Origin of the sequence: Bacillus sp. AFS098217 (assembly GCF_002551815.1) — a bacterium.
Classification (GTDB): Bacteria; Bacillota; Bacilli; order Bacillales; family Bacillaceae_G; genus Bacillus_A.
The window spans coordinates 17,639-31,486 of sequence record NZ_NVPR01000030.1; the positions used below are offsets into that span (position 1 = coordinate 17,639).

Sequence of the window (13,848 nt, forward strand, 5' to 3'; positions counted from 1 at the left end):
ACAGATTGGAGTGAATATAGTGAAGCTTGATGAATTTTTTGTCACAGGCGATCCGATTATTTACGGAGCGGACGTATCTATTGTTCTTGTGACGTTAGCAATCCTTTTTGTGCTAACAAAGTACAAAAAATGGAGATGGCTTTGGGATGAGTGGTTAACTTCTGTTGACCATAAGAAAATTGGGGTTATGTATATCATTTCAGCAATTGTAATGATGTTCCGTGGTGGTATGGACGGATTAATGATTCGTGCCCAGTTAACGTTTCCTGACACAACATATTTAAACGCTGAACACTATAACGGAATCTTTACAACACACGGTACAGTTATGATCCTCTTCATGGCAATGCCGTTTGTTATGGGAATTATGAACGTTGTTGTTCCTCTTCAAATTGGAGCACGTGACGTTGCATTTCCTTTCTTAAATGCATTAAGTTTTTGGTTATTCTTCGTAGGTGCTATGTTATTTAACATCGCCTTCGTTATCGGTGGTTCTCCAGACGCTGGGTGGACATCATACTTCCCAATGGCTGGTACAGAATTCTCACCTGGAGTAGGAAATAACTTCTATGCAATTGCCTTGCAGATTTCAGGTCTCGGGACACTGATGACAGGGATTAACTTCCTTGTAACAATCTTAAAGATGCGTGCACCAGGCATGAAATTAATGCAAATGCCAATGTTTACTTGGTCTATTTTAATTACATGTCTTATCATTATCTTTGCATTCCCAGTATTAACAGTTGCTCTTGCATTAATGACTTTCGACCGTCTATTTGATGCTCACTTCTTTACAATGGCGAGCGGCGGTATGCCAATGCTTTGGGCGAACTTGTTCTGGGTATGGGGTCACCCTGAAGTATATATCGTTATTTTACCGGCATTCGGTATTTTCTCTGAAATCGTAAGTACATTCTCACGTAAACGCTTATTTGGATATACTGCAATGGTTTATTCAATGGTTGCAATCGCAACTTTAAGTGGTCTTGTATGGCTGCATCACTTCTTTACAATGGGTGCAGGACCAGCAGTTAACTCATTCTTCTCGATTTCAACAATGGCAATTTCGATCCCAACCGGTGTTAAAATCTTTAACTGGTTGTTTACGCTTTATAAAGGTCGTATCCGTTTTACAGTTCCAATGCTTTGGTCATTGGCATTTATTCCAAACTTCGTAATTGGTGGAGTTACGGGGGTTATGCTTGCGATGGCAGCAGCTGACTATCAATACCATAACAGCTACTTCCTAATCGCTCACTTCCACTACGTATTAATCGCTGGTACAGTATTCGCGATGCTTGCTGGATTTACATTCTGGTATCCAAAGATGACTGGTCATATGCTAAATGAACGTCTTGGTAAATGGACATTCTGGATCTTTATGATCGGATTTAACATCTGTTTCTTCCCAATGTACTTCCTAGGTTTAGATGGTATGACTCGTCGTATGTACACTTACTCTGCAGACCTTGGATGGGGCGGATTAAACTTAATCGCATCTGTCGGTGCAGTAATGATGGCAGTTGGCTTCGCCTTATTATGCTACAACGTAGTTTATAGCATTCGTCATGGTGAGCGCGATGTAACTGGAGATCCTTGGGATGCTCGTACACTTGAGTGGGCAACACAATCTCCAGTACAACATTACAACTTCGCCAAATTACCAGAAATTAAGTCTAGCGATGTATTCTGGGAAATGAAGAAAAACGGCGAATCTATTACACCAAAACCTGAAGAATTAAAACCAATTCATATGCCAAGTAATACAGGCGTTCCAATCATTATGTCTTGTTTGATTGGTCTTGCAGGTTTTGCATTAGTATTTAGCTGGTTCTGGTTAGCAATTGTCGGTGGTATTGGTATGTTAGGTTGTATGATCTGGCGCTCGTTTGATTACGACAACGGATACTACGTTAGCGTAGATGAAATTAAAAAGACAGAACATGTTGCATGAGAGGTGAAACGAAATGGCGGCTTTAGATAAAAGCTTACCTTTAGAATATCAATCTGAACAAAGCAGATTGAATATTTTAGGGTTCTGGATTTTTCTTGGGGCTGAAATCGTGCTGTTCGCAACACTTTTCGCCTCTTATCTAGTACTTGCTGGTCGTACGGCTGATGGCCCTACACCAGCTGACCTGTTTGAACTTAAAACCCTTTTAATTCAAACACTCCTACTTTTAACAAGTAGTTTTACATGCGGTATCGCAATTCATGAAATGCGCAAGCACAACCAAAAAGCGACGTTAGGATGGTTCATCTTCACATTAATTTTAGGTGCAGGCTTCCTTTTCTTTGAAGTTGAAGAGTTTATGGCTTATGTTGCAGAAGGCGCAACAATCCAAACAAGTGGTTTCTTATCTGGATTCTTCGTTCTTCTTGGAACGCACGGTGCCCACGTAACAGCTGGTATCATTTGGGCAACTTGTGTTATTATCCAAATTCTAAAACGAGGTTTAACACCAGTTACAGCTCGTAAAGTATTTATTATCAGCTTATACTGGCATTTCCTTGATGTTGTTTGGATCTTCATTTACACACTAGTTTACTTGAATGGGATGGTGGCGTAATAATGGGACAAAACAATACACAAGCAAACGCACATAGCGGCTTTCCATGGTCACACGTTTTCGGATTTATTTTATCGCTTGCATTAACGTTCCTCGCTGTATATGTAGCGTTATATACAAGCATGTCACTTTCAACAATCTTAACAGCCATTCTTGTAATGGCAGTGGCACAAGCAGCATTGCAATTTGTTATGTTTATGCACATGACAGAAGGCGAAGGTGTAATACAAACAATGGCTATCGTATTCCACTTTTTCATCGCTGCAGTAACGGTTGTTGGTACAGTTTGGATTTTCTTCTCTATGTAATAGACATGAAAAAGACTGCTGAGGTAATCTCAGCAGTCTTTTTTTATTTATTGTACTATTTTCTCTTCCCCTCTCGATTTTAGGAAGATATTTTTTCATATATATGTCAATAAGAAATTGAGTAATCATCACATCTTCTTTTTCTAAATCTTAATACCTCAGAAATTTTTCTTAAGATTCTTATTTTACCATGGTAAAATATTACTATATAAATCCATTTTAATTTTTCGGCATCTAAATCCCTGCTATGCAAAATAAAAAGTAACCTACACTCGTTTTCTCTTTCTGTTTTTACTTCGCATGTGGCAGACTTCTATGCATGGCAGATACTCTCTCCCACCTAAAAATAGGGGTTCTATGTCGTTTTTTTAATTGATGTATATATATCATATATTATGGGGATGAATCACAATATGTCTATTTCAACTTTAGCTCTTTTATTATTAGCAGAAGTACTCGTTGCCATTATTCTCATCGGTATTAGTATTGAAATTTGCAGCTACGGATGGAAAAAATCAAATGGAACGAAGTACTTTTGTATCTTTCTTTCTCTAACCCTCGGTACATGTAGCATACTAGGTCTTTGTGTAGCACCTGCATATTTCTTTATACAACTCATGGAGAAAGCGTCATAAGAAAGGATGGTTGTGTATGATTACGGTTAAACGTATTGATGCCTCCGAAACATACGCGCTACGTCAAAAGATGCTAAGACCTAATCAAGCACTGATAGATTGTAAATATCCTTCCGATTATGAATTACACGCCTTTCATCTAGGTGCGTTTCAAAATGATGAACTTATCAGCATCGCTTCTTTCTCATATGAAACAGAACCTTCTTTACAAGGTAACAATCACTATCGTTTACGAGGTATGGCTACAGTACCTGCCTTCCGAAGGCAACATGCTGGTAGCTCATTAATCAAATATGCCGAAGTAATTCTAAAAGAACGCCAAGCAGAGATATTATGGTGTAATGCTCGCATTACCGTTACAGATTACTACAAACGATTAGGCTTCCATAAACATGGTGAAATATTTGATATTTATCCGATTGGGCCTCATAGACTCATGTACAAAGCATTATGAAAGAAAAGCTTTTGTATTTCAGAATTTCTCTAAAAAGCACCAAAAAGCCTTCCATATGTGTGGAAGGCTTTTTGGCACTCTCGACTTTCACTATTCCCATTCCTATTTGTTACTTCTGCTCTTCCCAAAATAAATCATTTAACGTTTGATTTAACGCATAACAAATGTTCAAGCATAATTCTAAGGAAGGATTATATTTTCCTTTCTCAATTAAGCTAATTGTTTGCCTTGTAACCCCTACCTTTTCTGCTAATTGTTGTTGTGTTAAATCCAATTGGACACGTGCAATCTTGATTCTACTTACAGCCAATCTACAACCTCCTTCACCATCAATCGTAACGTATATATTACATGATTCACTTTATAAATTATTTAATCCCGGAATTTCTTTTTTCTATCATAAGTTTTATATCCCATAAAAGGAGTCTCACTTTATTATACACGAAAAAAGGTACTTCCTATGAGAAGTACCCTTATCTATCTCTTTATAAGAATAAATGACATCCAAATAAAACCGCAAAGAAATACAGAAGTGGATGTACTTCCATCCATTTCCCTTTCACCATCTTTAAGATTGGATAGATTAAAAATCCAAGCGCAATTCCATTTGCAATGCTAGATGTTAACGGAATACCTACAAAAACTAAAAATGCCGGTAATGCATCTTCAAATTCACTCCAGTTAATATCGCGAATACTTTGTGCCATTAGACTTCCCACTATAATTAATGATGGAGCCGTAATAGCTGCTACACTTGATAGCGAAGCAATAACAGGGCTAAAAAATGCCGTTACGACCGTTAAACAAATTACCACAACGCCTGTTAATCCTGTTTTTCCACCTGCTGCAATCCCAGCAGATGATTCGATTGTCGCTGCTGTAGGGCTTGTTCCAAAGACAGCACCTGTTGTGCCACCAATCGCATCCGCAATAAATGCTTTACCGAAACGTTTTTCAGTGTTATCTGTATTTAAACCAACCTGTTTGATTAAACCAAGCAATGCACCTGTTGTATCAAATAAAAGTACAAGTAAAAAGGAAAAAACAACACCGTATAACCCATATTCTATTACATCGGAAAATGCAGTAATAGGACTTGAAACAATAATCCCTTCTGGTAAATGAGGAATCGCTACAATTTGATTTCCAAACTTCAATTGTCCAGTAAAAAAGGCAATAATCCCTGTCACAATCATGCTAATAAACAGCGCCCCGCTCACCCGTAAAGCCATTAATACTGCTGCTAAAACCAAACCAATTAACGTTAAAATAACAGCTGGTGAATGAAAATCTCCAATTGTAACTAAGTTAGATGGATGATCGACGATAATTCCAGACAAACGCAGTCCAATAAAAGCAATAAACAATCCGATTCCACCTGCAATTGCGTGTTTTAAACTATCAGGAATTGCTACAATAAGCTTTTGACGGAATGAGGTAAAAGATAATAAAAGAAAAATAATACCTGTTACAAATACTGCAGAAAAAGCAATAACATATGTAATACCCTCTGCTTGTTGTACAACAGAATAAGCAAAATACGCATTCATCCCCATAGCTGGAGCAATTACAATTGGATAATTCGCTAAAAATGCCATACATAATGTCCCGACAACTGTCGCAATAATGGTTGCCGTAAATGCTTGATCAAATGGTACACCTGCATCAGATAATATTTTCGGATTGATGACAAGAATGTACGCAAATGTAAAAAATGTTGTGATGCCAGCTAAAATCTCTTGCTTCACAGAAGTATTATACTTTTGCAATTGAAACATACTTAGGTACCCTTCCTACACAATAAATTATTATCACACATTCTTTTTCTTATATGCGAGAAAATGTAATACTTAATCTTATCAATCAATAAAAAGAAGAGTCAATATATTCGATAATAGTTCGAATTTTAAGTTTAAATCTGACATATATAGATATAGTACAGGTAGATTCAATTGTTTTTGTAGCATAACAGAGTGAAATGTTTTATAATTTAAAATAGTTAAACATCATAAAAATACATTTAATTTTCTCATCCTACAAGGAGGCTTCTTATGCAGCAAACAAACAAATCTGAAAATTTAAATCGAGGTTTAAAACAACGGCACATTACCTTGATGTCTCTTGGATCAGCTATTGGAGTTGGATTATTTTTAGGATCGGCTTCTGCTATTAAACTAGCTGGACCTTCCATTTTGCTAGGTTACATGATTGCTGGACTTGTTATTTTCTTCATTATGCGTGCTCTCGGAGAAATGGCAATTGAACAGCCTGTTGCTGGTTCTTTTAGTAAATATGCACATGATTATTTAGGACCACTGGCTGGTTATATCACCGGCTGGAATTACTGGTTTTTATGGGTCGTTACTTGTATGGCCGAAATTACTGCAGCTGGAATTTATATGGAATTCTGGTTTCCAGATATCCCGCGCTGGATTTGGGCATTACTGGCTCTTCTATTAATGAGTGCCTTTAACTTTTTGTCTGTAAAAGTATTTGGGGAACTTGAGTTTTGGTTTGCTTTAATTAAAATTGTCACAATAATCTGTATGATAGTAGTTGGGACAGGCATTATTCTATTCGGATTTGGAAATGATGGCATCGCTACTGGAATTTCAAACCTTTGGTCACATGGCGGATGGTTCCCAAATGGTTTTTCTGGTTTACTTCTTTCCTTACAAATGGTTTTATTTGCTTATTTAGGTGTAGAACTCATCGGTGTCACAGCTGGTGAAGCACAAAATCCAAAAAAGACACTTGCAAAAGCAATTGATAACGTATTTTGGCGTATTTTACTGTTCTACGTTGGAGCTTTATTCGTTATGATGGCAATTTACCCATGGAATGAACTTGGTGATAAAGGAAGCCCGTTTGTATTAACATTCCAACAAATTGGCATTGCAAAGGCAGCTGGTATTATTAACTTTGTTGTCTTAACAGCAGCTCTTTCTTCTTGTAATGGCGGATTATTTAGTACAGGACGTATGCTGTTTACGCTAGCAGAACAAAAGCAGGCACCTGAAAGATTCGGGCGTTTAAATAAAAATGGCATTCCAAGTAACGGTATTTTAGCAACCGCTTTCGTTTTGCTCGTTGGTGTTATTTTAAACTATCTTGTTCCAGCAAAAGTATTTACATGGCTTACAAGTATTTCAACATTCGGAGCAATTTGGACATGGGGCATTATATTAGTTACTCAAATTCGTTTCCGCAAAGGCTTATCATCACAAACCAAACAAAAATTATCATATAAAATGCCTTTATATCCATTAAGTTCTTATTTCTCACTTGGTTTCCTTGCGCTTGTGTTAGGTATAATGGCATATTCAGAAGATACACGAATTGCATTAATTGTTGGTCCAATTTGGTTAATTGCATTAGTCGTCGTGTATTATATGAAAGGGTTCCATAAGATAGATAAAGTACCTAATTCAAAAATTAGTTAATAACGAAACTGTTACGATTAATAAAAATTAAAAAAAAGAGCAATCCACATTGGATTGCTCTTTTCTACTTCTCTTTTTCCTTTGAAAAGAACATTCTCGAGATAACAATTCCTAATCCGCCAACAATTAAAAACAGTACCGCTCGAATCATCATTGATACTTCTGGTAAATCGAGGAAAAATAATTTCCCTACCGTTACGACTAACACAACTAAACCGGCATATAATACTTCATCCATTTTCCTATTTCGTCCGAACCAAACTGCAAACAACGCATATACCATCCACAATAATGATACAGACACACTGATTATACTTCCATTCGTAAACAGAATTTCACCAACTCTAGTAATCGTAATAAATACGAGTATCATAAATCCATATAGCGTAATAGAATTAATATACTTCCCGAAATGCTTCAGCATGTGCTTTGTTTTCAGCATTCCATAATAAAATGTCCCAATTAAAATAAGATGTGCAACAAAAGCCGCTGAAATAAATGTCGTAAATGGACTTACAACTGTCTGTATCATACCAATCGCATAAACTACAGCACTTATATATAATTTGATTTCTTGCTTTCCTTTAACAGAAGTAACAATACCGAGGAATCCTTGTAACATTAATACAATTGCAGCATTTACTAAGCTGCATTCATATAGAATCGCTAAACTAAACGATCCCATTGTGACACCAAATAGAAGATCTGTAAATAGAGATTTCTTGTTCTTCCTATATTCAGCTGCAAACATACCACCATGTATCATTGCACCAATTAGCAGCCCCCATGTTGTAAAGTCTGGAATTTTAGAAATTGCGATGATAAAGAGAACTGCACTCGCACTAAATATCGCAATTCGAGGCTGATATATAAATTCCCTATCCATAAACATATGCCAAAAAAGTGTCATATGAATCAGTCCATAAACCATTGTTAATTGTACTTGCAAATGTCCTAGTAACACCGACATAATCACAAAGAAAACAAGCGTTACAAGTACAGAAACACTATAAGATACCATATATAAATACTTGTAACGATTCCTCAGTGCATACCATAACAGGCTAATCGTTAATATCGTTTCATACCCAAAGAAAATGTAAGAATTAGGTGTTGTGCTATTTAATAAAAATGGAACAAAGAAAGCTCCTATTGCTACAAATATAGCAAGGTACTCTGATTTATATCTTCTAGCAAGATAAATACCAAGAATAACCCATATAATATTGAGTATGAATGCGATGCTTGCAGGAAGGAATTGATATAAATAATGTGCAGCAAACGTCGTTAAGACAATTCCTGTAATGCTTCCCCCGGCTAATACTAACCCTAGCGCTTGTCGTTCCTGCTTTATTTGTATATCACCTATATAATATAATCCTACTGATAATACTACGCCAAATACAATACGAATTGCTGGAGTCAGCAATCCGGCATCTACTCCTGCTTTAAATAACCAAATTACTCCAAATAACATAATACCTACGAAAATACGCGGCAACCATATTTGGCAAAACTTTATAAGATCAAATGGCTCCGGCTTAAATGCAGATATATCTACTTGTTTTACTTCTGGTTCCTCCATACTTTCTTGACGAACGACTACATCTTCTTGTCGTACATTTGTTTTAGGGATACTGCCTTCTGCTTTCTTTTCAATAGGCTCCGGCTTGTTCAGCTCTCTTGCTCGTTCAACTTTTTCTTCCTCTACTGCCCTTTGCTGCTTCTTCAATTCATAAAGCGCCTCTTGCATCGTTTCAATTGCGATTTCAATCGCTTCTATTTTTTTATTCAAATCTTGCTTCATTCGCTTCCCCCCTAACCAACCTTTTTATAACAACTATATATTACCAATTACTTATATCATACTCTTAGTCTATTCATTTTTTAAGAATTTTTTCCTGACATTCCCTAATTTTTACTATTATAGTAACAAATAGCATTTCTCTTTCTATTTTTCATCAAAACTACAAAATGGAATTAAAAATATTGTTTATGAGGTGTTGCTTTGAAACAATCGATTTGGACCAATGGCTCAAAAAAGAAAACCCGTGGCCTAAGGCGCGCATTCCGAAATTTCCTGAAATATACTACTATGCATACAAGCTCTTTACCAAATGCTAACGAACAATCTGCTTTAGGTTGCTGGTCTACTCATCTTCCCTTCGATCCTTCTTATATGAATGCAAAACGTAAATCAAACTCGATTAGACGATTTTATTTACAGACAGCAATCAATCGAGTAAAGCATTTAATCCATATAAAAACTATAACCGAAAAAGAATATCGTATTTATTTTGTTGTCTCTTTTCCTAATTTACACGCTTCTAATATCTCAATTGTATTTAGTAAACAAGGGATAGAACGATTTTTTGAAGGCTTTCTAGGTAGATACCAGGACGGGCCACAGTGGGTTTCATTACCACAAGAACGCGATATTGAAAAAGAATTCAGCTTGCATATCCCGAAAGAATTGCAAGTAAAAGGATATAGAGAAATGTTTACTGATTCTAATGACAATGATAAAGAAATATGGTTTATAGGCGAATTAAATTAGACGAAAAAGGNNCCTTTTTCGTCTAATTTTTTTTCCTTACACAAATACTTATAACCACTCCAAGACATCCACTTACAATCGCCGGAACTAACCATCCTACTCCTTCTGTATAAAAAGGAATATGTTCTAATAAAGGTGTCCATTTTCCCATTAATACGTTGCGATTTAAAATATCTATCCCACTAAATACCGCTACTATCCCAATCGTTATAGGATATATATACACATACCTGCTGATATATTTATGGCACAATCCTAAAATAATAAGCGTTAAAGCAATTGGATATATAAACCCAAGAATCGGAACTGATACTTTTAAAATTTGTGTTAATCCTAAGTTAGCTAGAACCATACTAACAACACTTACTATCAAAGCCCAGATCTTATAAGAAACTTTCGGGAATACATCTGCAAAAAACTGACTACAAGATGTAACAAGCCCAATGGAGACACATAAACAGGCAACTGTAAAAATAATTCCTAATAATGCCACACCGCCTTGTCCAAATAATGTAGTCATAACTTGTGCTAATACTTTTGCCCCATTATCAAATTCTCCAAGCGAGCCACTTACTGATCCGACATACCCAAGAATAATATATATAATAGACAACAAGAGACCAGCGCCAATACCAGCCATACTCATATATTTCGCTACGCCCTTTTCATCTTGCACACCTTTTGCACGTAAGGCATTCGAAATAACAATCCCGAAAATTAAGGCTGCTAACGCATCCATCGTTAAATAGCCATCTAGGAACCCTTGAAACATAGGAGCTTGTCCATAATTTCCTACTGGTGCTTTCACATCTCCTACCGTTGTAAACATACTTTTTATGAAAATAAGAGCAATCATACATAATAATAAAGGCGTTAACACCTTTCCAAACAGCCCCATCAATTTCGATGGCGATAGGCTTAACCAATATACAATACTAAAGAAGACCACAGTGTAAAGCAGCAGAGTTATACTACCTGCTTCTGGAAACAACTGACCTGGCCCCATTTCAAAAGCTAAGCTTCCTGCACGCGGTATCCCAAGGCCAGGACCGATAAACACATACACGAAACATGGAAAAATAATTGCAAAAGAGGGATGGACCCGGCTTGCTAGAACTTGAAAACTTCCCGCTTTAGCAATTGCCATGACACCCAGTATCGGAAGACCTGTTGCTGATATGATAAAGCCTAGCAATGCAATCCATACATGTTCTCCTGCTTCATATCCAAGAAAAGGTGGAAATATAAGATTTCCAGCACCAAAGAACATGGAGAATAACATTAGACTAATAAGCAAAACTTCTTTTTTCTGTAACAATTTCATTTCTTTCTCCTTCTCTACTTTCAAATAAAGTAGAATCCTTTCTAACTTAAAAAATACGTCATGAATTGTGATCTATATGTACATCAATTAAAAAACCGACATAAAACCCCTCTTTTTAGGTAGGAGAGAGCATCTGGCCATGCATAGAAGCGGTCAGGGCCTGTTTCTGCCACATGCGAAGTAAAAACAGAAAGAGCAAACATAGTCCATAGTCTACCACAAAAGAAACTCCCATTCTATATCTCTCCTGCTTTCCAATTTATTCCGAAAAATCAACCTTTATTGACTTTAAATAGTTAATAAAGTAAACTATTTAACATACACAACTATTAATTTTGTTTTCATTTGTGTCAGGAGGAAACTTATATGGAATCAGCGATACAACTTGAGAAAAAACAACAAAAGGGCAAGAAACATCCTCCAGGTTTATATTTACTCTTCTTTACAGAAATGTGGGAAAGGTTCAGTTACTATGGATTACGAGGATTATTAACACTATACTTAACAACAGCTTTAGTAAGCGGTGGTCTTGGGTTTAGTCCAGGATGGGCACTTTCCATCTACGGATTTTACACTGGAGCGTGTTATTTCACTCCATTGATTGGGGGATTCTTAACAGACCGTTTTCTAGGTAAACGCCTAGCCATCACTATGGGTGGTGTAACAATGGCAATCGGTAACCTTACACTGTTTGCTTGGCAAAACCAAGTCGGCCTATACCTCGGATTAGCGCTTATTATTATCGGTAATGGATTCTTCAAGCCAAACATTTCTACACTTGTCGGAGAATTATATGAAGAACATGATCCAAAACGTGATAGTGCATTTACAATTTTCTATATGGGCATTAACGTAGGTTCATTTTTAGCTCCACTCGTTTGCGGATTTTTATCAGAAAATTTATTCAAAACAACGATAGATGGTGTTGTTCATTACGGTTTCCGTTATGGTTTCTTAGCGGCTTCCATCGGTATGATCGTAGGACAAATCTTATTTACAACATTATCTAACCGTTTCCTTGGTGATATCGGTAAAAAACCAACTAGAGATTTACAAACATCTTCTGGTAAACAAACAGCTGGAAATACACCACTGACAAAAAAAGAAAAACAACATACAGCAGTTATCGTGATTCTAACTTGCTTCGTTGTCTTCTTCTGGGCTGGTTTTGAACAAGCTGGTAGTTCATTAACATTATATACAAACAAATTTGTCGATCGTTCAGTATTTGGATGGGAAATTCCGACATCTTGGTTCCAGTCAGTCAATCCATTATTCATTATTTTACTTGCCCCAGTTATTTCAGCATTATGGGCAAAACTCGCGACTAGAAAGCGCGGCGATTTAAAAATCCCAACCAAAATGGGACTCGGTATGATTTTACTTGGAATTGGTTATATGGTTCTTGTTATCGCTACATTAAAAACAGGTAGTGACGAGCACAATATTACAGAAAAAGCAAACCTGCTCTTTATTGTCTTTACGTACCTTTTCCATACGTTAGGTGAACTATTCTTATCACCCGTTGGACTATCTATGGTTAGTACCCTAGCACCAGTAAAATTCGCTTCTTTACTTATGGGGGTTTGGTTAGCAAGTTCAGGAATTGCTAATATTTTAGGTGGTCAACTTGCAAGCTTTACAACTTCACTTGGATATTCAGAAGTATTTACTGTCATTGGAGCTGTAGCCATTGTTCTAGGATGCGTGTTATTATTGATCTCTAAAAAATTAGTAAAATGGATGGATTAAAAAACGATGAGGGGTCTCCCCTCATCGTTTTTGTATTTGCGGATTGTTACCGCCTTTTATTTATTTAATTTTTTCGTCTGTACAAGATCACCAGAAACAACAAAGCGCTTTGAATTATCTGATACAGATACACAGGTAATAAGTGTCACTTCTGTTTTCCCGTGATCTTCTACCACGTCCCACTTATCAGGTGTAACTTCTGATACACTTGTAACAGCATACTCGTATTCATTTTCATTATCATATAAATAAATTTTATCGTTCTTTTTTAATGATGATAGATCACTAAACAAAACACCTTTTTTTGACATGTTATGGCCTGCTAACGCATAATTTCCTTTTCCCATTTCTTGCTTCTCTTTTACAGTTGTTGCTCCTGACAATAAATTCTTCTCAGTGGAAGCTTTTAAAACAGGAAGCTTCAATGAAAGACTCGGAATCTCAATACGTCCAATTACTTGGTTTTTATCTAATGATGCATTCGCTACTTCTGATAAATTTGGTTGATCGATTTTAGAAGCATCTACAAATTTTGTGTCATGCTTTTCATATTTCATTTTCTGAACATCCTGTACATTCGCTGTTTGCTTCTTCTCTGCCTTATACCCATCGTAAAATGGCTTACCAATTAATACTCCACCTACAATAAATAGAAGGATTGCTAGTATCGTATAAATTCTTTGCTTGTTCATACTTAATCCCTTTCCCTTACATAGTCTTACTCCTATATAAAATCATAAATTAAGATTGGCATATGTACAAGTATAAGACAAAAATAAAACCTCCCACTATATATACATCAATT

13 protein-coding genes are annotated in these 13,848 nt (G+C 36.3%); 8 read left to right on the forward strand and 5 right to left on the reverse strand.

The genetic code is table 11. The features are described from left to right. Window positions 1–19 precede the first annotated feature (19 nt). The 5 genes from qoxB (at window position 20) to COO03_RS07525 (ending at window position 3,967) form a co-directional block, all read left to right on the forward strand. Window positions 20–1,954, forward strand: coding sequence for a cytochrome aa3 quinol oxidase subunit I (qoxB, locus tag COO03_RS07505; protein ID WP_141523261.1), 1,935 nt, complete (start codon window positions 20–22; stop codon window positions 1,952–1,954). A 13-nt stretch (window positions 1,955–1,967) separates the two neighbouring features. After that, the gene (gene qoxC / locus COO03_RS07510; RefSeq protein WP_097896449.1) at window positions 1,968–2,570 is read left to right on the forward strand and encodes a cytochrome aa3 quinol oxidase subunit III; all 603 of its coding nucleotides are present in this window, start codon (window positions 1,968–1,970) and stop codon (window positions 2,568–2,570) included. Between the two features lie 2 nt (window positions 2,571–2,572). Next, window positions 2,573–2,878: a cytochrome aa3 quinol oxidase subunit IV gene (gene qoxD / locus COO03_RS07515; protein ID WP_097896451.1), complete on the forward strand. Its 306-nt coding sequence runs from the start codon at window positions 2,573–2,575 to the stop codon at window positions 2,876–2,878. Between the two features lie 401 nt (window positions 2,879–3,279). Further along, complete coding sequence (locus tag COO03_RS07520; RefSeq protein WP_141523260.1) at window positions 3,280–3,513, forward strand: DUF4022 family protein; 234 nt, start codon at window positions 3,280–3,282, stop codon at window positions 3,511–3,513. A 16-nt stretch (window positions 3,514–3,529) separates the two neighbouring features. Beyond that, entirely contained in the window at window positions 3,530–3,967 is a 438-nt protein-coding gene (locus COO03_RS07525; RefSeq protein WP_097896454.1) for a GNAT family N-acetyltransferase, read from the forward strand. A gap of 109 nt (window positions 3,968–4,076) precedes the next feature. Here the strand turns inward: COO03_RS07525 and COO03_RS07530 are convergent, their stop codons facing one another. Beyond that, window positions 4,077–4,277, reverse strand: coding sequence for a helix-turn-helix transcriptional regulator (locus tag COO03_RS07530; protein ID WP_097896456.1), 201 nt, complete (start codon window positions 4,275–4,277; stop codon window positions 4,077–4,079). A 175-nt stretch (window positions 4,278–4,452) separates the two neighbouring features. Then, on the reverse strand, window positions 4,453–5,745 hold the full coding sequence (locus COO03_RS07535) for an NCS2 family permease (protein ID WP_097896458.1): 1,293 nt from the start codon (window positions 5,743–5,745) through the stop codon (window positions 4,453–4,455). A 273-nt stretch (window positions 5,746–6,018) separates the two neighbouring features. Here COO03_RS07535 and COO03_RS07540 point away from each other — a divergent pair, with 273 nt between their 5' ends. Then, a complete protein-coding gene (locus COO03_RS07540) occupies window positions 6,019–7,410 on the forward strand; it encodes an amino acid permease (protein ID WP_097896460.1) in 1,392 nt (463 codons plus the stop codon). A gap of 64 nt (window positions 7,411–7,474) precedes the next feature. Here COO03_RS07540 and COO03_RS07545 read toward each other — a convergent pair whose 3' ends face one another. Next, a complete protein-coding gene (locus COO03_RS07545) occupies window positions 7,475–9,217 on the reverse strand; it encodes a DUF2339 domain-containing protein (RefSeq protein ID WP_097896462.1) in 1,743 nt (580 codons plus the stop codon). Window positions 9,218–9,418: 201 nt separating this feature from the next. On the opposite strand from COO03_RS07545, the gene COO03_RS07550 reads away from it, so the two are divergent. Then, window positions 9,419–9,967, forward strand: a complete 549-nt coding sequence (locus COO03_RS07550) for a DUF3916 domain-containing protein (RefSeq protein WP_097896464.1) — start codon at window positions 9,419–9,421, stop codon at window positions 9,965–9,967. A gap of 22 nt (window positions 9,968–9,989) precedes the next feature. On the opposite strand, the gene brnQ1 is transcribed toward COO03_RS07550, so the two are convergent. After that, window positions 9,990–11,291 (reverse strand): branched-chain amino acid transport system II carrier protein BrnQ1, encoded by a 1,302-nt coding sequence (gene brnQ1, locus COO03_RS07555; RefSeq protein WP_097896466.1) that lies wholly within the window; start codon window positions 11,289–11,291, stop codon window positions 9,990–9,992. Between the two features lie 366 nt (window positions 11,292–11,657). On the opposite strand from brnQ1, the gene COO03_RS07560 reads away from it, so the two are divergent. Next, entirely contained in the window at window positions 11,658–13,043 is a 1,386-nt protein-coding gene (locus COO03_RS07560; RefSeq protein WP_097896468.1) for a peptide MFS transporter, read from the forward strand. Between the two features lie 56 nt (window positions 13,044–13,099). On the opposite strand, the gene COO03_RS07565 is transcribed toward COO03_RS07560, so the two are convergent. Then, complete coding sequence (locus COO03_RS07565) at window positions 13,100–13,735, reverse strand: class A sortase (RefSeq protein ID WP_097896470.1); 636 nt, start codon at window positions 13,733–13,735, stop codon at window positions 13,100–13,102. Between the last annotated feature and the right edge of the window lie 113 nt (window positions 13,736–13,848).

Bases quoted from the DNA above. Each gene is read 5' to 3' on its own strand.
- qoxD (WP_097896451.1), top strand. From the start codon at position 2,573: ATGGGACAAAACAATACACAAGCAAACGCACATAGCGGCTTTCCATGG.
- COO03_RS07535 (WP_097896458.1), bottom strand. From the start codon at position 5,745: ATGTTTCAATTGCAAAAGTATAATACTTCTGTGAAGCAAGAGATTTTA.
- qoxC (WP_097896449.1), top strand. From the start codon at position 1,968: ATGGCGGCTTTAGATAAAAGCTTACCTTTAGAATATCAATCTGAACAA.
- COO03_RS07545 (WP_097896462.1), bottom strand. From the start codon at position 9,217: ATGAAGCAAGATTTGAATAAAAAAATAGAAGCGATTGAAATCGCAATT.
- COO03_RS07565 (WP_097896470.1), bottom strand. From the start codon at position 13,735: ATGAACAAGCAAAGAATTTATACGATACTAGCAATCCTTCTATTTATT.
- COO03_RS07540 (WP_097896460.1), top strand. From the start codon at position 6,019: ATGCAGCAAACAAACAAATCTGAAAATTTAAATCGAGGTTTAAAACAA.
- brnQ1 (WP_097896466.1), bottom strand. From the start codon at position 11,291: ATGAAATTGTTACAGAAAAAAGAAGTTTTGCTTATTAGTCTAATGTTA.
- COO03_RS07520 (WP_141523260.1), top strand. From the start codon at position 3,280: ATGAATCACAATATGTCTATTTCAACTTTAGCTCTTTTATTATTAGCA.
- COO03_RS07560 (WP_097896468.1), top strand. From the start codon at position 11,658: ATGGAATCAGCGATACAACTTGAGAAAAAACAACAAAAGGGCAAGAAA.
- COO03_RS07525 (WP_097896454.1), top strand. From the start codon at position 3,530: ATGATTACGGTTAAACGTATTGATGCCTCCGAAACATACGCGCTACGT.